Here is a 24,535-nt window from a genome sequence, read left to right on the forward strand (position 1 = left end):
AAACGCCGAACCGTGCCACAGCGGGTTCCTACAACTGACAAACGCGCGACGTCCATGCGAGAGGAAAGCCAGAATTGCTCACCGAGTCTGGAACTTTTACGATCGAGAGCTCGTCTTAATCGAACGTCCTTCGCTGGACCGATCGATTGAACTACGATCTCGTCAAAAGGAGACGCGAAATGCCTCTCGAAAGCAGGCAAATACTCGGTAGGGCATCTCGTTTGCGACTGGCGTCCTACTTTGCGATCGCCTTGATGTCCGCGGCGCCTTTGTGGGCGTTGATCACGGGGGGCGAGGGAAAGGATCTGATAAACGACCCCGGTTGGCCCAAAGGTGCGGCAGCCGTCTTTAACACAGAATGTCGAGTTGCCCATTGGACGGGTCCCGCATTGGGGGGAGGACAAAATTTCGCCGATTGTCGAGGCGATGACGTCGCCATCCAGCGCGTGTTGGAAGATTTCGCCAAGATCGACACCCCCCTAAAGCGCGTTGTCCTTCGTGATGGAACAGGCACGAGCGTCTGGCTCAACGCCACCCGAAGTCAGGGAAACGCCAAAGACGCGAAAATCGATTGGTCGTTCATGGTCTGGAACCTAGAGGCGCGCACGGCGCAGCGGCGACTTTCAGTGAGACTACGCTCCATCGGAAAAACCGACCCAGCCATTCTGGCGCAATTGGAGATCTATACCGGAGGCTCGATCCGCTGGGCGAACGTGAGCGTCCCAGATGGAATTGATATTCTGGACCAGCGACTTGAGGCCCATGGATTCTCGAAGGACGACGGCACCGTTCTGGAGGGAAACGTGGTCGATGTCGCCACACGATCGCCGCTAGTCGCCACGCTGAAGCTTCAGAAGAAAAGCGAGCGGCGGCCGAATGGCGAATATCTCTATACAGACCTGATTCAGGTTGCGACGGACGCCAAAGGACATTGGCTACTGACGAAAGTGCCACAAGAACCGTGTCGACTTGTGCTCGCGGCAGACGGGTATGCCACGCGAATCATTGGATATCCAAAAGTCGACAACCAAGCTCGTTGGTTTGAGTACAACTCGGGCTTGTCGAAATCTGCTGCGGTGTCGGGACAGGTCGTCGATCATCAAGGACATCCTTTGGCAGATGTCAGCGTGGATATCCATGATTTTGACGTGAAGAATACGGGTCGATATGACCTCCTTGAGGGAGAAACGATCAAGACAGATGCGGGTGGCCACTTCACGATCAAATCCTTGCCAATCAGCGCTGCGAATGTCAGAGTCTATAAACCCGGCTATGTTCGGGCTGGACTGGGACAAGAGATCACAATCCCCACGACGGATTTGAAGCTGGAGATGGACCTGTCGGCTACGCTGCTTGTGACCGTCGATTTCGCGGACGCAATACCACCGACGAATTACCTAGTCCATATCGCGCCGGAAGGTGGGGAACAAGTTGGCAAATGGGGTGGCACAGTAGCCATCAACGCCGATCGGGTCGTCAAGCTTGAGCATATCCCCGCGGATCGATACGTCGTGACAGGCACGCCCAATCCCGGTCGTTCGGATCAACGGACAGACCCCATCACCATTGAATTGAAAATGGGAGAACACGCCGAAATCATTCTCAAAGCAAAGTGACGACCCGACGTGTTCAGCGAACCTCGCCCGCTCGAGTGAGAATTTCATCTCAGGATTAACGCACGGGTCTTGAGTGCCCTATCGTTTGATCAAAGAACTTGACGTCGTCCGGGATCGTGATTTCGAGTTCGCTTTCGGCAATCGGCTCGTTCGTCCGCACTTCGCCGACAATCTCGGTCGACACTTGCTTCGTCCAAATTTTGGTATCAGAACGACTGGATCGCCGACGATTAAAGTACCTCAATCGTGAGCTTTTCAGAAACCACGCCGTTCCCGGAATGATTTCTTGATACTCGCAGTCCTGAACCCAGGCAACTCGCCCCCAAGCAGGATCTTCGCCCACAATCCGTGTTGGAAGGTAGTTCCGTGCCGGATCAAATTCGTAGCGAGTTCGCACAATCATGCCCGTATGGACATGCTCATCCGCGAGATCGAAGACCAGGCGTTCTGATCCATCGCATTCGATCGTCTCATGTCGCAAAAGTTGATGCAGGTTCAGTTCCTTCAGAAACTTCTGCTTCTGTCCTAGCACGCCGACATTCCGGGGGTCCATGTTGTCTTCGCCGAGATGTTCACGAAAGGTTCGCCGCGCCATCTTGAGGGCAGGAAACAGCACGGTGTAAACATCGTTCTGCATGGAAACCGACCATCTTTCGTTCTGTTCCTGGTGCAAACTCTCAATCCGCATATTACCCGACGCAAGGAGGAGATCTGATTCAACTGTCGACCGGGCTGGAGTCGTGAGATCAACACTTGTTGTGATCTGTTTGCAACGGAGCGAGGGAAGCTGCGAGTAGTTTTTTCGAATGCTGCGGATCACAACATCCCGTAGCGCCTCGCCCGTGGGATCAACGGCCCGCAATTGAGGAGTTTCTTCCGACGAACAGGCAGACGGGGCAAAAGTTCCCTGCAGCAGACAGGCGACGACCATGAGTCCGATGCCGCATACGTGAGTCAGATCAGTACGGACCACGACTCTACTCGACATTGATCACCTCCGACAGAGGCTTCCCCTGGTGATCGATGGCATCGGGATAGCGTGTCTTTAGTTCTTCCATGAGCAATTTTGATTTTTCAGCCTGCTCACCGTCACGATAGTGCAGTGCCAACATCCATCGAGCGAAAGGTCCCACCTGAACACCATCGCCGTACCAGCAATCGCTAAAATCGGCGATCGCGCGATTGAGATACTCTTCCTTTTCAGCGCCCTTGCTCATCTGCCCCAGATAGAGCAGTGCACATCCAGTGCGATTCGCTTTGTCGTATTTCTGAATCAGTTCTTTCAGACTGTTCTTCCCTTCCTCCGTTTGCCATTTTTGGTTGGCAACCTGGTAGAGGCTCTCAATTTCACGGAGTTGCTTTTGCGAATAGACCTGGGCGTCTTTCTTCATCCGCTCGCGCGCTTTTCCGCGTTGGACGTCAACGCGTCCCTGAGCACGATCACCGTCAGTCTTGACGGCGTTGATCTTCTCAAGTTGCGAGACACGTTCTTTGAGTTCCGCAATCTGCTTCCGCAATTCTTCGATGACCTGGTCATCCGCAGCAGATGACACACGTCCCAAAGCCAGAACAAAAATCAACACGATGTAGGTCCGCAAGGCGATCGTTTTCATGATCTCTCCTGTCGTATCGAACTCGCGAATGGAACGGATGATGCCATCTGCCTCTGACCGGGCCTGATTGGTCATATCAGACTACCTCGCGTTTTCTCTCATTTCAACAAATCTGCGACATACTGTCTCTTTTTCCTTTGTCGAGATGTCGACAGACTTCCGTCGCGGCGATTGAATCGGAATTCAGAACGCAACATCGTCACTGTTCGCGGAACCGAGAGGGAGACAGCCCCATTTTCACCGGCAGGAAGCTGTGCGGTGGTTACTTCGTCGGGGCCGCGTCGCCGTGTTTCCATCGCAACAGGATCGACTTGATGCAATCAGCGGGGATTGCCATACAGCCGTGCTCGCCGACACGGGCAATGTTGATCCCGATGACACGGCCATCGAGATCGATCACGGGGCCACCACACTCGTCGAGCAGCAGTGGAATATCGTGCTCAAAGACGCACGGGAAATCATCCGCCCTCGAATTTCGATACCGCCCCCCCGCGCCAGGACATTCAACATAGGGAACCTCTTCCAGTGGCAGTTCCAGTTCGACGGGAAGATCGTTTCGCACCAGCCTGATCTGCAAAGTGTCGCCAGGTCGAAGTTGTTCGGCAGCCTGGTGAAGATCCCGCGTTTGATGAATCGGCTGATCGTTCGCGGTCAGAATGAGATCGCCAGATGTGATTCCCGCGCTGGCGGCAAACCCTTTGACGCGTTTCACTCGCAAGCCACCACCTTCCAGAGAATCGCCAAGAACGCCGGGGGGTGCCGCCTTCGGATGATATGGCGCCGCCTTACGGATTATCGACGGAAATGGGCCTTCGAGATTGCGTTGGGCCACGCTCACGATTCCAACACCAATCGAGCCCCCACGCGCGTCGGGAGCCGCCACGAATCGTCCCGACGTTCTCACAGGTTGGTCGCTCAACTCAACCGCTCGCAGACCAGAGACCTCGACCTTGAGCAGCGCGAGATCCCACGCCGGATCGACTCGCACAACTCGCGCGGAAAGAACCTCGCCGTTGGTAAATCGGCAACATGCATCATCGGAAATTTCGCTCGCTTTCGTCAGAATCTGTCCATCGGTTCCAATCACGGTTCCGTACGCGACACGGCGTTCCCCGCGCAAGACTTCCACGAGCATTCCTGACGATGGCTCAGTCAGAGAATTCCACGCCCCTCGCGTTTTTTCGCCCTGTGACCACTCGGCCGCGGGCAGAATCTGCGCATCCACCTTGCCGGAGAGTTCGATCCTTCGCTGGGAATTCAATGCGCGGAACTCTGGCAAGTCGGGAACATAGATGCCCTGCTCTGGCTTATCGCCACGCGGGGGATTCAGCAGCGTCGGCATCAGCCGTTCGATTGTCGAGACACTCGTGTAACACATGAGGCCGCCTGACCGGGCAGGCTGAACCCAACTCGCGTTTTGAGGATTCGCGGAACTCTCGACAATTCCAATCACGTCCCCATCGAGATTCAACAAAGGACCGCCAGAGTCGCCCGCGAAGATCCGACAATCGGCAACGAGATCCACCGATTCCCCGAGATAAATGACGCGTCCCAAGCGAGCCACCGCACCTCGACCGGGGCGATAGCCAAAAGGGTGACCGAGCTTTAGTACCCAATCTCCTTGAGCAACACTGTTCGGCTTAGCAAGTTTTAGATGGGGATACTCGCCCGGTTCACGGATTCGGAGCAGAGACAGGTCGCGAACAGGGTCGGCCCCCAAGAGTTCAGCCTTCAGCTGACGACCGTCTTGAAGAATGATGTCGGTCTCATCCCCGGGATTACGCCAGACGGCCAGTCCCCCCTGATGTGACACATGCCACTGCGACAAGACCAAACCATCGGCACTGATGATCACTCCTGAAGCACACCAGGCGGCAAAATGATCTCCACGATCGATCTGGAACGCCTTGGGATAAGGGCCATCGACGGCCACGATGGCCGGAAGAACGTTTTGAATGGTCTGCTGGGCGCGAAACTCACGTTCCTTCATTTTCGCGATCGGCCTGGACGGTTCGTTTCCACCAGCCACGGCATCCGACTCGGCACGGACTAGTTTGCCACCACAGGCCGCCGTGACGACGATCGCAACAATGATTTGCCAGACGCGCGGCGTTGTCATTTTGCGACCTTTCCCAAGGCTTTCCATTCCGACGCGGTCGAGTACCGGAAGACATCCGAACTTGGATTGTAGACTTCACCATCGGCACGCTCGGCCATGAAGCGGACGATTCGTTTGTCCGTACGTTTGAGATCCAGGAAATAGCAGGACCCATCACAACTGGCGACATAGGCACAGCCGGGAAACTGACTTCCAAAGGTCGGAGATTTGCTGTTCGCTGAAGGATGAATCAGGAACCGGGCCGTCGACGGACCGGCCGCGATCCAGGGCCCCAGCTTTTCTTGAATCTGCCCGAGGGCGAGTGTCGCCGATGTCCCGTCGGGGAAGTCGGAAATCTTCAGTGGTTTCGAAGGATTCAGCGGAAAGGCGCCGTTGTCGGAATCGGCAGTCCCCCGAACAAACGCAATGTGAGACATCGCGTAGCCCTTTTGATTGCGAAGCGGTGCTCCGCTCGGCAAGACAAACTCGGTGACAAGCGTCTTTGCCGCCACGGCGTTTGCAGGATCATCCCAGGATTTTCCCAGATCGATCTGATTGAACAGTTTCCGCGCCGCATCGTTATCGGCATGCCATTTCTGCCATGCAGGGTGGTCTTCGGGCAGGAATGACGGACGGACTCCGAGATACGGGAGCAGCAATACCAGTCCACTCAGACGTTTTTCCGCAGCCAGTTTCGGATTGGGAACACTCGCCGGCGGGAACGTCTTTTTTGCATCGAGATACGCGTGAACGGCAAAGATGACCGCACGCAGATGACGTAGCGAGATTTCGTCAATCTCGGCCTCGTCAAGACCCGCCCAATGGGGGGCGTTGTCATGCGCGGCATTCGACGGTGATTTTTGAGGCAGGCGGGAGTTTGCTTCCGACGGTTTGGGCCCCGCTTGAGCGACTTGAGCCACCACCGTGTCGGCCGGCGGGGCGGCAAACATCGCACGCACCATCACGGCCGATCCTCCCACCACGAAACCTGCCGTACACGCCAAGACAACCACCATCTTCAGTTTTTCAAGCAGCATGGCGTGGATCGCTCCTTGGGACAGTTGAATGGCATTCGCAGTCAATTCGGTCCCTGAAATCAAGGTTCCAGAGACGAACTGCATTCCGGCAGTCATCGTTGCGGCGGCGAGCGCGGCGGGAACCTGCGCCGTCGCCTGTTGCGCCAACAGGGTCGTCAGGGCAGCCGCTGGCAGGATCACACCCCGCTTTTTGAGTCGAAGCTGCAGCATGTCGCGTGCACGTTCGAGTCGCCCCTTGACCGATCCAACAGACCAGCCAAGCCGCCGGGCCACGTCTTCTTTCAGCTCGCCTTCAACCGCACACAGGATGAGCGGGACACGAAACCGTTCCGGCATTTGTGCGATCTCGTCATGAATCAGACTCAGTGTTTCCTCGTTGGGCAGCATGACGGCGGGATCCGTCGCTCCCGGATCGGTCGAAATCATCTCGAGTGGCCTCGATTCTTGTCGCAAGGTTCGCAGTGACTGCGCTCTGGCTCGCTTCGCGATGCGGCAGGCGATTCCATGCAGCCATGCACCAAGCGATGCGGGCTTGCCAATCGATCGCGCCTTGTTCAGCAGCACCAGAAACGTTGCCTGAAAGGCATCGTCCGCGGCGTGCGGATTTCGCAGAATGCTCCGGCAGACTCCCATCACCATCGGACCGTGTCGCACGATGATGGCATTCATCGCGCGATGATCCCGTTGATGGATGAACGTGCGAACCAGATCCTCATCACTTCGGACGTCTTGATTCTCCGGACTCATATCCTGTTTCACCAAGGTGGCATAAAGGGCACTTTTTGTCGCTCGATCTCGTCGGCACACCGGCAAGAGCCTGATCGTGTCACGATGGCCGACAAAGTCATAGTGCGTTCACCCGGATCAACGGCACGGTTTTTCTTTCAACAACAATGAAAGCGAGGTGAAACTCGACAATTCTGCGATGAAATGACATCCACCAGGTCGTTCTGGGAGGTCTCCAAGACAAAAACTGTCACGCATCGGACAGCAACATTTCAGAGATGCCGCCCAATGCGTTGCCCCCAAGTACATGCGGTCACTCGGCCTCATCGGATCGCTTCAGTTCAAAGTTGATCTCCGTTTCGCCTTCTTGAAATGGCGTCGACTTGCTTACGGCGGCTTCATAGCCATCGGCACGAACTCGATAGGTATAACGTCCTTGGCTTGGCGTCATTGTGATCGTGGCTCGATACCTTCCCGCTTTGCCGATGGTGCCCTCAGACGGAGCCCAATAAAGCCCATCCGCGTACCCACCCACGTTTTCGAACGCCTTTTCAAAGACAAAATTCTCGATCGGCTGTTTCGTCACTGCATCAATGACAGAGCCAACGAGGACCTGTGGTCGCGTCATGACAATCGTTTCATCGTTTCCATTGAGATCGAATTTGATCTTCCGATTGATAACCCTGGCGAATCCTTTCGCCTCGACATCAAATTCGATGACATCCCCTGGCGGCGCATCGGTCCACTGGTAAAGCCCATTCTCGTCGGTTCGCTCAGGGAGTCCGTGACTTTGTAACGTTGAAAGAGCATCCGTGTTGCGCCAACTTTTGTAATTGATCCAGGCATTCTGTACTGGCCGGCCCTCTCCGTCGACGACTCGGAATGACAGCGTGACACCTGGACTTAGCGTGAAGTCGACGATCCGTTGTTTCTCAGTGGAATTCGCGAGTGGCCGTCGGCCGAACCCTGGAACTTTTTCGAAGACGGGTTGATATCCAGGTTTCACAATCGAGATCGTCAGTGCGATTTCACTTTGTGTGTCCCGAATATATTGTGATTGCGAGACCGCTCGAAATCGATACTGGCCATCCTGATCTGTGATCTGAATCGGGTGACTGTGATGCCCATTCAATTCACAGAGCACCAGCGCCGCACCCGCCACCGGCTTCCCGTCTTCATCAACCACTCGACCGCTGATGTCAAAGATAGGCCTTAACTTCCATGTATGTTTGAACTGCCGCAACTGATCCATCTGGTGGTCAACACTGTAGTTATTTGCATTCGTTGCGAAATCGGGATGAGTCACACTGAAAGTAGTGCTTGTCGTTCCAGGTGGAACCAAGTCACACCGCCATTTTCCGTCTTTGTCAGTGACGTACGTCTCTCCGTTGAAGCTCGACTCTGCACGACGCAGCAACCCTGCTCGATGATCACCGGCCGAGAAACGTACCGTCGCTCCTTCGAGTGGCTGACCATTTGGGTTAAGCACGACGCCACCCACCGATGTACTCTTTGACATCTGAAAGGTGAATTCTTCGGGCAGGGGATCTTCTGAATCCTGTCCTCGGCGTCCCCAGAACGCTCGCATGGGGGCATAGCCAGGCGCGCGAGCATACAGATAGAGATACCTGGGATGTCGATTCGGAAACGTCAGCGTGTACTGGCCGTCCGCGTCACCGACATGCCATTCCGCGTCCGCCAGGTCTCCTGTCCGAGCCATCCCAATCCGGGGACTCGCAATGGGCTGACCGTCTTCATCAATGATCTGAACTCGTACTTCCCAGTTCGATTTCCCATCATCAACAATGTCATCGGCCGCCGCCGCAATACGCTCAGTCCGCATGAGCGGGACGAATGGAATTCCTGCCAGGCTCATGCCGATTGCAGTCACCATCATCGCCGTTGCCACGTTCAGCCGCAGCGTGATCGCACGATCGGAATCGGTCAAACGTGTGATCCGTTGTTCGATGGCGTCAAAATCATCGAAGAGTGGCGCCACCAAAGGAAGACGCACAGCACGGACGCTTGACCACTCGGCGACTTTCACAATGGCATGCGCCAACGGCCGCCCGTCGCCCCAGTGCTTCACGACATGGTCATCGCAGATCTGCTCCCGCAGAACGTGGATTCGCCCGTTGAGCCTTCGAACGAACAGATTCCACCACAAGACGATTTCCGTCATCTGCTGAAAGAACGCAAATAACGTGTCGTGGCGGTGTATGTGGGCCGCTTCATGCGCCAGCACGTAGACCAATTGGGTCTCATCAAGGGTTTCCACCACTCCCTCAGGAACCACGATCGCACATCGCCACCATCCAAGCGTCAATGGAGCCGGTGCGAGGCGCGATTCGTAGATCGGTGTTGTTTCGCTCAGGCCCGATGCCGCAAGTGCCGTTTTGGCCGCCGCTAACAGGCGAGGATTCGTTGCAGGTTTCAGCGTCCGTCTCAGATGTTGCACGACGAGCAAACCCCGCGCAAGCTGGAGCGTCAGGTAGAACATTCCAGCGCACCAGATCAGTATGAGCCAGACACCGACATCGGAAGCGTCCCAGTTCTTCAACCATTTCCAGCCTGGAACAGGCGTTTGAGTCCCTGCTGGTGAAGTGGCGAGACGAGCTTGAGACAGAGCGCCGGAGGAATTCGGAGTCGACTCTGCAGAAACGAGACCCGTGTCACGAGGCAACGCATCCGCCAACTTGATTTGTTGCGTTGCGGGAGTTTTCACAGGCAGGGCCATCGCGCTGCGCGATGTGTCGCCTTGACGGACAGTCAACAAGCCAAGATCTCGAGTACTCGCGAGCCAACTGGGAAGCGGAGTCGCGACTGTCAGCATCAAGGTCACGGTCAGCACGCCATGCCGGATTGGCAATGACATGCGACGCACCAGGTGGCTCAAAAGCAATCCCGCCCCTGCAACGACGATCGACGCCACCACAATATTCAACAGCAGCACGCCCGAACCCGATTTCAACGAATCGATGTGCATCGAGTGATTCCTATTGTTTTGGTTTGCGTGGAGACGATCCCGAATCAAGCAGTTTTCGCAGCCGCTGAACTTCGTCGGGTTTCAACTTCTTCGAACCGAGAAGGCTCGACACAAGGTCGGCCGCGGAACCACCAAAAAACGCTTCGACAAACTGTTCAGCCACACTTCGCGTCGCGACTTCGCGAGCGAACGCGGCGACATAACGAAAGCCGTCATCGTGCTTCTTACGATGCAGCCATCCCCGCTTTTCCAAGCGATCGACTTGATTCAAGACGGTCGTTCGCGTCACTTCACGCTGTGTCGTGATCGCGTCCCAAATCTCCGTGACCGTCGACCCCGTCTGCGGACCGCTCCAGATCACCTCCAGAATCTCAAGTTGGGCAGCAGTCAACGTGCCCTCCGGCTTCGCCATTTTTGACCTCCGATCCATCTCATCACTCAAACGACGCGTGTCGTCAGTGTAGTCAAACGACACACGTCGTCAAGCATGAATTTCGGATCGATTGGTGCAACAAGGACCTGATCCGCGCCCCAGCAACACAGTCGAATCGTCTTGCATATCGTGTATATCAACCTCGAGCATCGTTGCCGCCGAGAATGCCGGGGAGGGTCCTAGCGAGCCCGAGAAACTCGATGAACGCCCTGTGTGGCCCGCCTGCTCTTCTTCGCTCGAAGCGTACGCCTTGCCGAGGAAAAGCCAGCCGTTCGCGCCGTTTCTGACAGTCAAACTTGTGGATGTCGCTGGGAGGCGAAATGACTAGCCTCACGAGAGGAATCAATGGATCAAGGCGAAGACGTATGCGACAGTACGGAGGACATCGTCCCTCCACCACGCGATCCAATATTCAAACGACGAAAGCAGCAACGCGATCGGCAAAGTCGACGAAATCGACTTGATCGGCAAACTTGAACACCTGAACGCCGCTCGACCGTCATTTGCTCAATGCCGTGAGTGGATTCAAGACAAACAAGCTTGCGGATTGTGCAAGCTTGTACACACTGAACTAATGAACTCAATCGGAACGCCACATCGGATCGAAAAGTCTCCTGATCGGAACTTTTCAACCAGTCTTGATAGCCCATCGGACTGGCAAAGGAATGCCAGATGCTTTTCCATCGGCTGATCGGATTCTTCACTGGCCCCCGCTGTTCATCCTCCATCGCGGTCGTCAACGATCGTCGATCACGGCGGCGCGCGGACGACAGTGTTACGGCGATTGTTGAGATTCTCGAAGGTCGAAAAATGCTCAGCGCCGCCCCGGCCCTTGGCGGTCTTCAAAGTGCGTTCACTTTTACCGAAAGCGCACCAGCGACACCTCTCGCACCGACGCTGACGATCACGGAGACCGACAGCACGACGATCACCCGCGCGACCGTTCAGATTGCCTTGAACTATTATGCACGTGGCGAAGATCTGCTGTCGTTCACGAACACCCCACACATCACTGGCAGTTGGAATGCGGCCACGGGAACGCTGACGCTATCGGGTACGGACACCGTCGCAAATTATCAGGCAGCATTGCGAAGTGTCTCGTATCAAAACCTTAACGCCCATCCGACTAACAACGTCGGGCGCGTGTTTGCAGTTCAAGTCAGCGATGGCGTGAATGCCAGCACGTTCGGTTTCCAAGGAATGTATTTCCAGTCCACGAGCGCATACTTGGAACAGAGTGATGGCACCGAAGTGCAGGGGACGCCTGGCACGCCTCTCACGAACAGCGTCGATCTAACGCCGACCACGAGCGGAACTTTTGCCAGCGTATCGGTGCTGGATGTCTACTATACCGGCGATAGTGGAGACCAATCGTCGTCGAACGGAACACCATCGGTTCCCGGCAACTGGTATGCGGCGAGCGGTACACTTGTCATGTCGAGCTCGAATCCGACGGCAAACTTTCAGGCCTCTGCAAGGTCTGTGACCTACAAAAACCTCAATCTGGACCCCAGCGCCTCCCCACGCTTCTTTCAGTTCGTGGCGAACTACACGGTGACACCTGGATCCGGCAGTCCGGCCGATCTGCCGCAATACCTCTTCGCGACGGATCAAGGACTGAATGCCAATCCAACCAACACGGCACCGGTCCTTTCGAATGTGGAATCCGATCGAGGTTCATACCGTGTGAACTCGTCTCCGACCAAAGTCACTTCGACGCTGAGCATCACTGACCCGGATCACACCTCGCTTACGAGCGCCACCGTGCGCATTGATACGAATTATGTGAATGGGCAAGATCGGCTGACATTTGACGACACGCCACGCATCACGGGAAGCTGGAATGCGGCAACGGGCACACTGACGCTCACAGGCACAGATTCGATCGCAAACTACGAGGCGGCGCTTCGAGCGGTGGCCTATCAGAACCTGAGCAGCAACCCCAACACGCTCGTTCGTCGGTTTGCCTTCGTGACGAACGACGGGTTGACGGATAGCACACCGGCCTATCGTTACTTCGACATCGTCGCGTGACCAAAACAATCCGGCAGTGGACCACACTTCGTAGTCAGCCGCGAGCGGATACCGAGTGCGTTGCCGACAGAATCTGCTAGATCACTTCGCGGATCGGATCATTGCCGGGATCGACAAGGTACTGTGGAACTCCCGCCAGATCGAAGACGCGAATATTCTGAACATCAATGCCCGCCGCTTTGTAGAGCGTTGCAAAGACTTCCTGGAATGTCGTCGGCCGCGAATTCGGTTGCTCGCCGTACCGATCCGTCGATCCTACCGTCTGACCTGTTCGCAGCCCTCCACCTGCCATGACAGCGGTATTTGCCTTTGGCCAGTGGTCGCGACTGTTCGTGTTGTTGATTTTCGGAGTGCGGCCGAATTCGCCCCAGACCACCACCGCGACATCGCGATCGAGTCCCCGTTCGTGCAGGTCTGACACCAAGGCCGCAAGACCCTGATCCAAACGAGGGCACTCTTCTCGGCACTTCGGAAAATTCATCCCGTCAGAACCATGCCAGTCCCAGCGACTGAAGTTCATTGAAACGAACCGTGCACCAGCCTCAACCAGTCGCCGGGCGACACAGAAGTTTTCAATCATCGGCGGTGCGCCGTCCCGCTGGAACTCTTCGCTGCTTTTGCCATACCGGGCGACGGTTTGCGGATCTTCTTTCGACAGATCCAGCGCGTCGACCAATTTCGACGTTGTCAGAATGCCCATGGCCTGCTGCGCATAGACGTCCATGCTTTCCATTTGGCCCCGCTGATCGGCCGAGCGTTTGAACTTGTCGAGCGAGGCCATCAAAGATGTCCGGTCGCGCAACTTCTCCAGCGTGACACCCTGGAGCACCATGTTTTCAGAACTGCTTCGTGCTTCACGCCCCAACATGTTAAAGGGCGAGTGCGCCACGCCGAGAAATCCGCCTTCACCCGTCTCGCCCCACGGACGATTTCCTGTCGCGTACATCAAAGCGACGTTCGCGGGAATTGCCGGATTCACTTGCCCCTGTAGTTTCGAAAGCCAAGCTCCCCCTTGAGGCCACCCACCGGGAGGTGTGCGTCCCCCCTTACGTCGCCCCGTCATACACTGATACGCGTCGTGAAGACCATCGGAATCGGAGAGTGAACGGACCAGGATGAACTTGTCCATCATCTGGGCCATGCGCGGGAACATCTCGCTGACTTCGATCCCCGGGACGTTCGTCTGGATCGTATTGAACTCGCCACGGATCTCGACGGGGGCCTGGGGCTTCGGGTCCCACATATCGATATGTGGCGGTCCGCCCGGCAGGTAGATGTTGATGATCGCCTTGTGCGAATGCCCGGTCTTCGACGCCGACTCGGCCCGCAACGCATCGGCAAGGCTGATTCCACCGAGTGCCAGACCACCCACTGTCATAAAATCACGGCGTGAGATTCCATCGCAGAATCGCCCCGCCGTCGATGGGCGACGGCCAAGAATTGTCAGCATGAAGATTCCTTACAGTTCCCAGTCATTCGCTTCTTTCGCATTTCTGCTTGTTGATGCGTCATATGATATCGATACGATGGGACGCCTCAAGCCCAGTCGCAATTCCCACGAATGGCAAATGAGCCAAGGTTTTCGGGTATTGGAAGAATTGTCACAGGTTTGAGTGAGTCTTCCCGAACGAAACCGGGCCGTGCCACGACCTCGACACAATCCGTGGGACTCGCCACGCCCGTTCTCGTCACGGGTTTTCGTCTGGCCGAGGTCGACGATATAACGAGGGTTCCTTGCATCGACAAAGTTGCCTTGATCGATTGGCCTGCCCCGATGTTTCTTGAACCGTTCGCGATTTTGAAAGCGATGTTCGGCCTGACGATCTTAATGGCCGTCACGCTCGGCTGGGTCCATTGGACGCGGCAGTCGAGTGTCGGACGTTCGTATCGCAATTCCGGTTTGATTGCCGCACGACTTGGTGTCGTTTATGGTGCGGGATGGCTCCTGATGTGCGGAGCACTGGGACTCGGTGTCCACTGGTTCGTGATCGTGGCCCTGATCCTATACTGCCTGAGTCCCCTCGCGACGCTGCATGAGAAACCCGGATTTCTGAATTTGCTAGCGATGGATTTTCCCGGATTTGTTGTCGCGTTCGTGGTGTTTTTGCCCATCTATGTGCTGAAGCAATTCATTCTCGGCTTTCCCGAGCACGATCTGGTGGTGCTGTCACCGCCAGATCCGGCCGTATCACTGGCCCCGAGACAAGACACCTCGATTCCCAATCTCGACCAGCAGTTGGTCAGCGTTGTCACGACACTGCGCCCCACTGGAAAAATTGAATACAACGGAACTCGATTCGACGCGACCTCATTCGATGGCACAATGATCGATGCGGGACAGCTCGTGGAAGTCTGCACGCGAAAAGATCGCATGTTCATCGTGCGGCCCGTCGAATCCCGCGGCTGATCTGTCGCGTTTCCCGTGACACAATACGGCATGGGCGACGGCATCCGACGGTCGGTCAGCCACGGCTCGCGATGCGCCGGTGGCTGACCGTATTCCACAAGCGCACTCTCACGATCTATCGGGATCGACGCCTGTAGACGATGAAGCCAACAGCGATCAGGAGCACCACAAGATTCAAGATTACGAACCGACGAATCAAGATTGCGGCGGTTGACAATTGCGGTGTCTGCCCAACATCCGGCCGAGAATCGGCAGACGGAATCTGTTTTCCAAGCTCAATCTGCGCCTGCAGGGCCACCTTCGGGGCAGCCGTCGCGTCGGAAGGTTGAGAATCGCGTGCCTGCAAGGAATTGCCTGGAATCGTACCTGTTTCGATCGGCTTGCCGTTCGCGTCGAGAGGTTTCAAAGTCAGGTCAAACACCGTCGAGTGCTCAGGCGGTACCAACTGGAAGTACTCGTCTGAAACCGGCTGATTCAATTCGATGAACGTCAACTCGTATTCGGTTCGGACTGCCGGCCTTCCGAGATAGTCCTTTGGAACCATGTTCTCGGCATAGCGGGTTTCGATAATTCGCCGAGGCATCCAGATTTGACCCGCGACTTGACGCAGGTCACAGAATTCATTGTCGATTCGATACGGGCGTTGTTTGGTCTGGCGTCTTAGGGCAAACCCCGCATTGCGATCCAGCCACAACCTGTCGGTATCTGCGGACTCGATCACCACGCAGTCGGAACCATCAAGTTGCTCATGCTCCGTGACGACGTGCCAAACACCTTGTGACAAAAGATCAGAAAGACGGTGTCTCTGCCTGTACTTGAAGTCATGGGGAAGTGCGGCACCTGTGATGCCAAACTGAATCAGATCCAGATAGTTTCGACTATTGAACATCTCCCGATCCATTTGAGACGGAAGTTGAAATACAAAATTCGGACGCGCGACATGTTGATCATCTTTGAGTTCAAGGCCGCTGTTGTTGTTTCTGACCACCGAGCCGTCGTAGACCTGGATGTTCTCCCGAGTCTCGATCCGTGCGCGGGGACTCCACTCGAGGATTTCCCGATAAGACAACACCGATGTCGCAGGGGCGTTGAGATTCACGAACCGTTGCGGTTGTTTCTTCTTGATCTCATCCGCGATGAAGTTGAGGGATCTAAAGCGAGATCGTTCGCTGTAGTGCGTCTTCTGGTGGTCGATAACCAGACTCGCCGTTCGTTCTTCGTCTGGAATGGGAGATCGGCGCCACCCCTTCCACAGGACCTCAGGATCCATCAGTGTTTCCGAGCGGATGCGATACTCGACGCGGATCGATTGGATGGTCGCATAGTTCTGGCGATAGGCCGCTGCGATCTCTTCAAACGGCGGCACGAGTGGAATTGGTGCGAGTGCAAGTCGCAGTTCGTTTGCATTTGGTTTTGGCTTTAAACCGATACCTGCCGCCACAATCAGCGTACTTGCGACAACTGTCAGTGCAACTGTGGCTAGAACCACCGAATGCTTGATAGACCCGAGCATCGACAGGATCTTCGAGAATGTTCCGGTGGCCATTGTCGTTTGGGTCGCGCCAACCCCGGCGGTGGTGAGTGTTGCGGCCACCAGCGGTCCCGGAACGGCTGCAGCTGCCGCATTCTGAGTGAGCAATACGGCGAGCGTGACTGCCGACAACGCAACCCCGCGCCGCGTCAGGCGGTCGGCCAGTAGCGACCGCGCTTTCATCAATCGCGACGAGACCGTCGCTTCAGGCCAGTTCAACTGGCGAGCAGCGTCTTTGCGCGTTTTCCCTTCGATGTCGCAAAGGATCACCACGCACCGCAACGGGTCAGAAAGCCGCGCCAGCTCCTCGTCCAATACCGGTGAGACATCTGCCCAGAGGGTAGGAGAATCTGGCGAGCATTCAACCGCGATGTCCATCTCAAGCTCTCCACTCGGTTCGATTCGTGGCCTCTTGGAAGCAGCGGTTCTCACTTTGAGTGCGGCGTGGCGGGCAACACGATGCAGCCAACTGACAAGCAACGCCGGTTGTGAAATTTGTGCGGCATACTGAGCCAGACTCAGAAATGTCGCCTGGAACGCGTCTTCTGATTCGTGATGTCGCTTGAGGATCCGGCGACAAATACCAAATACCATTCGCCCGTGCCGATCAAGCAACGCCTCAAACGCCGTTTGATCACGCTGCGTGACGAATCGCGCCAATAGCTGACTGTCGGTCACGTCGGTCGTTCCGGTAGTGACATCGGCCTGTCCAGTTTGAAATTTCAGTTCATTCATGAATCACAGCTTGCTAAATGTCATCACAGCAACCAGGCGCAGCGGTCACGGAGCGTACAAAACGATTGCTCACGCAACCGATCACGGTCTGAACGGTGTCCCGATTTCAGCTCGTCTAGCAAAATAGAGCTTTGCCGAAGACGCTCATTTGAACAATTCCCAAGAAACGGCAAAAAGAAAGGAAAATTTCCCCAGATGCAAAAAAACAAGGTGCATCGATCCTTGTGATGGTGCGCACTGCCAGAATCAAAGTCATTCGCGGTGAAGTGATGGATTTAACGCAGGTGAACGATTCGTCTGTCTCGCGTCTTAGGAATCGCCCAGAGCAGCCTCTCTGAGCAGGCTGTTTTGAGTTCGTCGGTCGGATGCAATTGCTGAACGCGACGAAACGAATCGATTGAACTTTCACTCCTTCAGAGATTCGACTGAACACGACGAGAAATCTGCAATGCAGATCGTTTCGGCTCGACCAAGGCTCCTTCAAAGAGTTTTTTGAGCATCCTTTAATCTGGATCGCTGGTCTGTTGTTCGCAGGAGGAATTTACTACCTCGCGGGTGATGTACCGTGGACAAGAATTGTGATCCCTGCCCTGCTGGCCATCAGCGTTGGCCCTCGACTCTTCGATGGTTCGATCAAGGACCGATACCCATCGGCACGACACGCGTGGTTGCTCTCCATCGGCATGACAGCACTGATTGTCGGCGTCGTGCTGAGGATGGCGATTCCAGCCTGGCAGGGACAATTATTTGACCTGACGTGGCTCGGTATCGCGTTCTTCGCAATTCTGACGTTTGTGATCTTGAATCGAGATCACAAGGACGTCGTCGCCTGAATCGCTCAGTCTTTACTCATCAACAACGCAATCGGTTTGGTTGCTTCGACGGCTGAGAAGGCGGCGCGTAGACAGGTGGCAATCGGCATCGCAAGCACCAGCCCAATCAGGCCCCAGGCCCAACCCCAATAGGCCATGAACACGAGCAACAACAACGAATCGATATTGAGATGATGTCCCGAGATTTGAACCTCGAGCAGATCGATCCAGATAAACCGAATCGCCATGAGAAGCACGAACAGCGTGATCGCGGCGGGAAGCGGCAATTGCAAGAACCCTAGCAAAATTGGCGGGATCAGCGCGGCGATGACCCCGATGTAGGTGACGTAATTCAACGCAAAAATCAACACGGTCCACAATAACCAGTAATCGATACCGAAGGCCGCCAGAACAAACCCCGCCGTCAGCGCCAGCCCGGCATTCACTCCGGTCTTGACCTCCATGTACTTGGCCATTCCATCGGTGACCGCCTGAAACACGGCGAGAATCCGCTCGGCTCGTTCCGGTGGGAAAGCCCGATGAATCCGCTTCGGGAATTTTGGGGCGGCCAGCGTGAGAAACAGGAGATAGAACACGAGCATCAGTCCGAATTCCGCGGACTCCGCCGCCGTGCCAGCCACAAAGCTGATGACGGTTTCAGGGGTCAGCAGACTCATCCCCTCAGTCAGACGGTCCTGCAGCCCCCAACGCGTCGCAGCATCAAGAAACTTTTGCTTGTACATCGGCCAGTCTCTTTGGAACCGCACAGCGTTGACCGAGAGAATGGATAACAATGCCGTCACCGCCCCCGATGCGAGCAGAAAGAGAACAAGATAAGCCCACGAGACCGAGTAGCCATGCCGCTTCATCCAATGGGCCGCGGGACGGATCAGAAAGTAGACAAAGACCGCGGAAAGCAGCGGCTTCAGAATCGGCCCGAGGTACGTCACCGCCGCCCCGATCAGAATGATGGCGATCACGGTGAGTTGCCAATTGGCGGACGTTTTCGGCGAGTCATCTTCTGGGTGGGCCAAAATGTCACTTCTCAAAAATCGCCAGGATCAATCATCTCACATCCCTAAACTCTAGCAAAACTCACCAAGAAGAAACTCTCTGCGAGCGGTTTCAAATACGTGAGAGACCAACGGCGCGGTCCTGAGTTACTCTGAAGAACTCGCACCCTACGTGTCAGCTGGGCCGTGGATTTCGTGTGAGCTTGAAGTCGGCTCATTGTGCAAGCGGACTCAACAATACGTTGCATTTGGGGAGAGAGTCTTGCAGGCGTTCTTTGGCCTCTGAATTCATTTTTGCACTGAGAATTCGCAAGACTTTGAGGTTCGGGAGCTCTGAGGTGAATAACAAACCAGCCTCGGTAATCTGATTCGAGACGAGTGACAGCTCGCGAAGGTTCTGCAGTTCCTTCAGAGTTCCAATGCCCGCGTCGGTCATCTGAGGGCATCGCAAGTCGAGCTTTTCGAGTACTTCGAATATGCCTACCGTTTTGAACAGGTTGTCTGTCAATTCGTTTGAATGCAGCGAGAGCTCGCGAAGATGCTTCAAGCCGCGAATTGAGGAAACACCCACGTCGTGAAAACGTCCACGTGCCTGAAGAACTTCGAGTTTTGGATACCGTGTTGCAATGATCGCGAAGTCAGAATCGTCCGCTTCCCAGCCCCCTTTGTCTCCGGGAGCCAATCGAAGTAAATCTCCATTGAGGTTTCGCCGCAACACGGCCGTTCCGCGACCGTTGAAAAGTTCCCACGAAATCTGAAGGGCATCGGCCGGACAAAGGAACATCAAAGGCTGCTGAATGCCCCTGCGATTGTCTCTGAAGCCGGATAGGTCTTCTCCGCCCATCCGTTTCAGAATATCAGGAGAAATGTCGCGGTGGACAAATTCAACGTGTCCGTCCGCAAATAAAAAATGCGATCCGGCCCCATGCACGTGGCAAAATGTTGCTGGATGAGAATCCAGATTTTCCAGTTGCATCCAGTTGTAGGGACACCCCCACGGGACAAAAGTGCCAGCAAGCTCTGCGGCAAGCATGACCTGCTCGAGATGATCAATATGAGTAAATCTCACGCAACTGTTCGCAGACATGAGGTGAGCATTCGCCGCGAAGTGTGCAGGTGCAAAGTCCCGTCCGTCAGCTGGAAGTCGCTCGTCGCCCAGATTCTCGTATGTCCGATGGTGTTTTAGAAACAATCCGGCATTCAGAGAGGAATCCCAAGGTTTGTTAAAATCAATCGAGTTATACCATGGTGAAGAATCCAAAAACGGCAGAATTGAGCTCATCCAACCGTGAAATGCCTCTCGATCAGAAGAAAACACGCCACCGGGTGGCAAGCAGCCACATGTATCGTGGTAGTTATGAAGGGCCAATCCGATCTGCTTCAGATTGTTCCTCGTCTGCATTCTCCGGGCGGCTTCGCGTACCTTCTGGAGATATGGAAACAGGACGCTCCCAATTAGCAAAGTCGCCAAGATGACGACCAATACTGTCACTCGTTGGCGCCACATATCTACTTCGCTCCCTAACTGCCGCAGATTTGACCGAGCCTCGCAACCCAAAGACAATCTGTCAACACCCTCCGGACAGGCCCTGGAAATTGAAGACAGAATCACGGATTCTTACGATCGGACTGGAACTAAATAAGCGGGATTTGGTTTTGTCGATCCGTCAATCTGCTTCTGCCTGGAGTTTGTCATGAAACCTCGTGTTTCTGTCGTTACGATTTGCGTCGATGATCTGGAACGGTCACTTCGTTTTTATCGCGACGGCCTGGGTCTGAAGTCACCCGGAATCATTGGTCAAGAATTTGAATACGGGGCGGTCGCGTTCTTCGATCTGCAGCCTGGTTTAAAGCTGGCAATTTGGCCGCGTAAGAGCTTGGCACTGGATTCGGGACTGGCGCTAAACAAACCCAGTGCAACGGAATTCTCGCTGGGACACAACGTTTCTTCACAGGTCGAAGTGGATGAGGTGATGACGCAGGCAATCGCGGCGGGAGCTGTGATCGTGAAGCAGGCTCAGAAAACGTTCTGGGGCGGCTATTCGGGCTACATTCAAGACCCCGACGGGCATCTCTGGGAAGTGGTGTGGAACCCGCAACTGCTGCCTGAGGATTGATCCTGAACGGTCACGACAGGCAAGCCGACAGGGCAGTCCGAAATCGCTTTCGATTCCGTCGAATTCTGGCTGCTGTTTTTGTTTGTGGTCTGATGTTTGATTGCCATCGAGATCTCGGATCGGACCACAAAGTTGTGAACATACGCAGTCGTCTCACAACTTGGCGGTCGCGTGGGATCACTGCCCTGCTGGCCATTCGGTCATGAGATCGTGATCACGTTTCAGAATTCCAAGCACTCGAAAACCGAGGTCGATCGCTTGGACACTTTGAAACCACTCACCGAAAAGATGAGATGGCCCCGTGCTTTCGTGACACCTCGCCGAGTGATCACGGCAGCAACGAACTGCGGCAGAAGTTGCCTCATGTCATGATCACACGCATTGATCATCAGTAAGTCCTTACCGGTGGATGCGCGGAGGTTTGACCGAATTCATTCGATCCGTCCCTGGAATTCGAGACGGGGACGTCGATCCGAGTCGGACCAAAACATCAGTTCTGCCCAAGTTACCTGATCCCAACAACCGATCTTTTCCGGTACGGGCCTTGCGAAGCGACGCATACGCTGCGGACGGATCTGCGAAATCTGGCGACAGGACTTGGGGATGAGCCTTCACGATATGACGCGGAACTCGGATCGACTCCGGCAGATTCCGATTGAGATTTCGGTGCGTGTATGCCGTCGCAATCTCACGCTCAGCGAATTCTTGCAATGGTCGCCGGGAAAGGTGATTGAATTCGATCAGCCGGCAACCTCACCACTTTTGCTGCAGATTGACCACAAAATTGTGGGCCGTGGAGAGCCCGTGAAAATTGGTTCGCAAATGGGACTTCGCATCCAGAATCTGGGTGACGATGTGGTTGGTGCGCGGCATTCATGACCGATCGGCCGGTCTGATAGGGGCCACCATTCCGGAGCGACGGTGCTTGGGGAAGTCTGGCAAGAAACGAAAAGCCGCAAGGGGAACGGCCGCGACTCTTAACGAACCGCGGTTAACCGAACAGGGTGACCGGCGAGATTGAATTCCGACGACGACGCTTGTGCTTAACGCAGGACCGGTAGTTGTACGCGTTGCGTGACTTGATCCGCGGTTGGCTCGTCATCGATGTACTCGTAATAGACGTTTCGCTGACGAGGGATGTAACCGGCTTCGCGAATCAGGCGTTTGATCGTTTCCAGCGACAGGTGATGGACCGTACCGGCCTCGGCAACGACATTCTCTTCGATCATCAGCGAACCCATGTCGTTCGCACCGAAATGCAACGCCAGGCCACCAATCTTTTCTCCCTGAGTGACCCATGAGGATTGGATGTTCGGGAAGTTGTCGAGATACAAGCGCGAGACCGCTTGCGTCTTCAAATACTCGAACGAGCCGACCGGCGGAATATGGGACATGTCGGTGTTGTCGGGCTGGAATGTCCAGCAGATATACGCCGTGAATCCGCCCGTCTCATCCTGCAATTGACGTAGACGATCCAAATGCTCGATCCGTTCGGCCAGCGTTTCAATATGGCCAAACATCATCGTTGCGGAACCCTTTCCGCCTAACAGATGCCATTCACGGCAAACATTCAGCCAATCGTCCGTCAAGCATTTTCCGCGCGTCATCTCCTTGCGGACTCGATCGACCAGGATCTCACCGCCTCCGCCAGGCAAACTCCCAAGCCCTGCCGCTTTCAGGCGTTCGAGAACGGTTTTCACGGGAAGCTTTGCCAGCTTGTGAAGGGCGTAAATCTCGGGTGGCGAAAAGCAGTGCAGATTGACCTGGGGAAAGCGTTCTTTCAGAGATCGAAGCAGATCTTCGTACCATTCGAGCGGCAAGTCGGGATTCATGCCGCCTTGCATCAGGATCTGATCGCCCCCCAACGCGACGGTCTCTTCGATCTTTTTGTAGATCGTGTCTTTGTCGAGGACGTAGCCTTCGGGGCTTTTCGGCTTGCGAAAGAAGGCACAGAAGTCACAGACCGCCGAGCAGACGTTCGTGTAGTTGATGTTGCGATCGATATTGAACGTGCGATACGGCTCGGGATGCAGTCGACGGCTGACCGCATCGGCAGCTTGACCGATTGCCACCAGATCGTGCGATTCCAGAATCGTCAGGCCTTCGGCGGGGGTAAGTCGTTCTCCGGCCACGGCCTTTTCGAGCAATCGTTTGACTTCGGCTGACACTGCAATATTCCTCGTTCGTCAATCCACCAAGCCCATTCAATGGAGTTGTGGAGCGTCTGGATTGGATTTCTCGCCGACGCCGACAGACAGCGCCCTTCTCGCAATCACGCTCCACATTGTCCTCGATCACCAAGTCTTTCCTCTCGCCGAGCGAGATATCAGCTTTGGAAGATCAGATCGACTCCTTTTGGCGCCAGGTCCAAACCCGACGCCAATTCATAAAACAACTTCAATCCGCTCCGCTCGGCTCGACCGAGATGGTATTGAAGATTCACCGACAAGTAGCTGATCGTCGTTGGAAACGAAAGCCCCAACAGTGGGGCTTCTCGCCGGGCGATCTCTTCGAGACGCGCCACACCGCGATCGCGCGATTGATTCAAGGCCCGTTCAATCTGGTCCATGTCGACCATGCCACGACTTCGTTTCGCCTCTGGCAATCGATTCGCAATCCCCGGTCGCGGTTCGGCCTGGGCGATATCATGAATGCGGCGGCGATTGGCAACCCACATGGCGAACACAAAGGGCAGGCCGGTCCATTGGCACCATTCCTCACCCAGATCCCACGTACCGGGAAATTGTTCCTTCGGCGGCAGTATCGCACGATCGCCGATCAGAAGGATCGCATCGGCGGTCGTGTCATCGGTTCGATGGTCCAACGGCAACGGTTGCAGTTCCGGGAACACACCGTGCCGCTCGGCCAGCATGATTCGCGCAAGCGTGGCGCTCGTTCGGGACCCCTCATCTAGGGCCAGCGTACGAATTTCACCCCAGGGCACACGGCTGTACAGTTTGACGCTGAGCACGGGCCCATGAGCCGAAACGCATGCGTCAGAAATGATTTGATACTGTTGTCCGCGGAAGTATTCGATGCTGGGAATAAGGGCGACATCCAGTTGATCGCGGGCCAGTTCGTCGGCCAGGCGGCTGGGAAAATCCAACCGAAGTTCTGCGTCAGGCAACAGTTCCGACAATCCTTCGACCAGCGGTTTGGAATTCAGATAGCTGACGGCCCCAATTCGTGCAGAACGGATTCGGGAGACCGATTCCGACGCCATTGAAGCCGCAAGTCCGCTGTTCGATTCGCTTTGTCGCAGCGGAGAGGCGGTGGGGTCGGACAAAAGATCGGATTGAAAGTTCATAGTGTGGTCGTATTGGTAATCGCGTAAATTGCCGATTAGGATGCGTCATCCCAACGCGGCTCGCAAGGAT

The 24,535-nt window shown here is 55.4% G+C and carries 18 protein-coding genes; 6 read left to right on the forward strand and 12 right to left on the reverse strand.

Going from position 1 to position 24,535, the window contains the following annotated elements:
- Positions 1–254 precede the first annotated feature (254 nt).
- A complete protein-coding gene (locus tag OSO_RS0113525) occupies positions 255–1,616 on the forward strand; it encodes a carboxypeptidase-like regulatory domain-containing protein (protein ID WP_162130540.1) in 1,362 nt (453 codons plus the stop codon).
- A gap of 55 nt (positions 1,617–1,671) precedes the next feature.
- Here OSO_RS0113525 and OSO_RS0113530 read toward each other — a convergent pair whose 3' ends face one another.
- The 6 genes from OSO_RS0113530 to OSO_RS0113560 form a co-directional block, all read right to left on the reverse strand.
- Entirely contained in the window at positions 1,672–2,604 is a 933-nt protein-coding gene (locus OSO_RS0113530; RefSeq protein ID WP_010583818.1) for a hypothetical protein, read from the reverse strand.
- Positions 2,594–3,304, reverse strand: a complete 711-nt coding sequence (locus OSO_RS0113535) for a tol-pal system YbgF family protein (protein WP_010583819.1) — start codon at positions 3,302–3,304, stop codon at positions 2,594–2,596. Before OSO_RS0113535 ends, OSO_RS0113530 begins: the two co-directional genes overlap by 11 nt.
- Positions 3,305–3,491: 187 nt before the next feature.
- A complete protein-coding gene (locus OSO_RS47920; protein ID WP_010583821.1) occupies positions 3,492–5,348 on the reverse strand; it encodes a trypsin-like peptidase domain-containing protein in 1,857 nt (618 codons plus the stop codon).
- Entirely contained in the window at positions 5,345–7,111 is a 1,767-nt protein-coding gene (locus OSO_RS47925; RefSeq protein WP_010583822.1) for a sigma-70 family RNA polymerase sigma factor, read from the reverse strand. Before OSO_RS47925 ends, OSO_RS47920 begins: the two co-directional genes overlap by 4 nt.
- A gap of 292 nt (positions 7,112–7,403) precedes the next feature.
- On the reverse strand, positions 7,404–10,076 hold the full coding sequence (locus OSO_RS0113555) for a M56 family metallopeptidase (RefSeq protein WP_010583823.1): 2,673 nt from the start codon (positions 10,074–10,076) through the stop codon (positions 7,404–7,406).
- Between the two features lie 10 nt (positions 10,077–10,086).
- A complete protein-coding gene (locus OSO_RS0113560) occupies positions 10,087–10,488 on the reverse strand; it encodes a BlaI/MecI/CopY family transcriptional regulator (protein WP_010583824.1) in 402 nt (133 codons plus the stop codon).
- A 693-nt stretch (positions 10,489–11,181) separates the two neighbouring features.
- On the opposite strand from OSO_RS0113560, the gene OSO_RS0113570 reads away from it, so the two are divergent.
- Entirely contained in the window at positions 11,182–12,543 is a 1,362-nt protein-coding gene (locus OSO_RS0113570) for a hypothetical protein (protein ID WP_010583825.1), read from the forward strand.
- Positions 12,544–12,619: 76 nt separating this feature from the next.
- Here OSO_RS0113570 and OSO_RS0113575 read toward each other — a convergent pair whose 3' ends face one another.
- On the reverse strand, positions 12,620–13,993 hold the full coding sequence (locus tag OSO_RS0113575) for a DUF1501 domain-containing protein (protein ID WP_010583826.1): 1,374 nt from the start codon (positions 13,991–13,993) through the stop codon (positions 12,620–12,622).
- Positions 13,994–14,317: 324 nt separating this feature from the next.
- Between OSO_RS0113575 and OSO_RS0113585 the strand changes: the two genes are divergently transcribed.
- Positions 14,318–14,950 (forward strand): NfeD family protein, encoded by a 633-nt coding sequence (locus tag OSO_RS0113585; RefSeq protein ID WP_157605178.1) that lies wholly within the window; start codon positions 14,318–14,320, stop codon positions 14,948–14,950.
- Between the two features lie 115 nt (positions 14,951–15,065).
- Here OSO_RS0113585 and OSO_RS47930 read toward each other — a convergent pair whose 3' ends face one another.
- Positions 15,066–17,216 (reverse strand): RNA polymerase sigma factor, encoded by a 2,151-nt coding sequence (locus OSO_RS47930; protein ID WP_010583828.1) that lies wholly within the window; start codon positions 17,214–17,216, stop codon positions 15,066–15,068.
- A 578-nt stretch (positions 17,217–17,794) separates the two neighbouring features.
- Between OSO_RS47930 and OSO_RS0113600 the strand changes: the two genes are divergently transcribed.
- Positions 17,795–18,049, forward strand: a complete 255-nt coding sequence (locus tag OSO_RS0113600) for a hypothetical protein (protein WP_157605179.1) — start codon at positions 17,795–17,797, stop codon at positions 18,047–18,049.
- A 5-nt stretch (positions 18,050–18,054) separates the two neighbouring features.
- Here OSO_RS0113600 and OSO_RS0113605 read toward each other — a convergent pair whose 3' ends face one another.
- Both OSO_RS0113605 and OSO_RS47935 read right to left on the reverse strand, forming a co-directional pair.
- Complete coding sequence (locus OSO_RS0113605) at positions 18,055–19,062, reverse strand: AI-2E family transporter (RefSeq protein ID WP_010583830.1); 1,008 nt, start codon at positions 19,060–19,062, stop codon at positions 18,055–18,057.
- A 193-nt stretch (positions 19,063–19,255) separates the two neighbouring features.
- Complete coding sequence (locus OSO_RS47935) at positions 19,256–20,548, reverse strand: DUF1559 family PulG-like putative transporter (protein WP_010583831.1); 1,293 nt, start codon at positions 20,546–20,548, stop codon at positions 19,256–19,258.
- A 187-nt stretch (positions 20,549–20,735) separates the two neighbouring features.
- Here OSO_RS47935 and OSO_RS0113615 point away from each other — a divergent pair, with 187 nt between their 5' ends.
- Both OSO_RS0113615 and OSO_RS0113630 read left to right on the forward strand, forming a co-directional pair.
- Positions 20,736–21,158, forward strand: coding sequence for a VOC family protein (locus OSO_RS0113615; RefSeq protein WP_010583832.1), 423 nt, complete (start codon positions 20,736–20,738; stop codon positions 21,156–21,158).
- Positions 21,159–21,761: 603 nt separating this feature from the next.
- Entirely contained in the window at positions 21,762–22,037 is a 276-nt protein-coding gene (locus OSO_RS0113630) for a FliM/FliN family flagellar motor switch protein (protein ID WP_029246983.1), read from the forward strand.
- A gap of 164 nt (positions 22,038–22,201) precedes the next feature.
- On the opposite strand, the gene mqnC is transcribed toward OSO_RS0113630, so the two are convergent.
- Positions 22,202–23,326 carry a cyclic dehypoxanthinyl futalosine synthase gene (gene mqnC, locus OSO_RS0113635; RefSeq protein ID WP_010583834.1) on the reverse strand — a complete coding sequence of 375 codons (1,125 nt, stop codon included), beginning with the start codon at positions 23,324–23,326 and terminating at the stop codon, positions 22,202–22,204.
- 158 nt (positions 23,327–23,484) lie between these two features.
- Positions 23,485–24,465 carry a menaquinone biosynthetic enzyme MqnA/MqnD family protein gene (locus tag OSO_RS0113640; RefSeq protein WP_010583835.1) on the reverse strand — a complete coding sequence of 327 codons (981 nt, stop codon included), beginning with the start codon at positions 24,463–24,465 and terminating at the stop codon, positions 23,485–23,487.
- Between the last annotated feature and the right edge of the window lie 70 nt (positions 24,466–24,535).

It is taken from the genome of Schlesneria paludicola DSM 18645, assembly GCF_000255655.1.
In the GTDB taxonomy this organism is placed as follows: Bacteria; Planctomycetota; Planctomycetia; order Planctomycetales; family Planctomycetaceae; genus Schlesneria; species Schlesneria paludicola.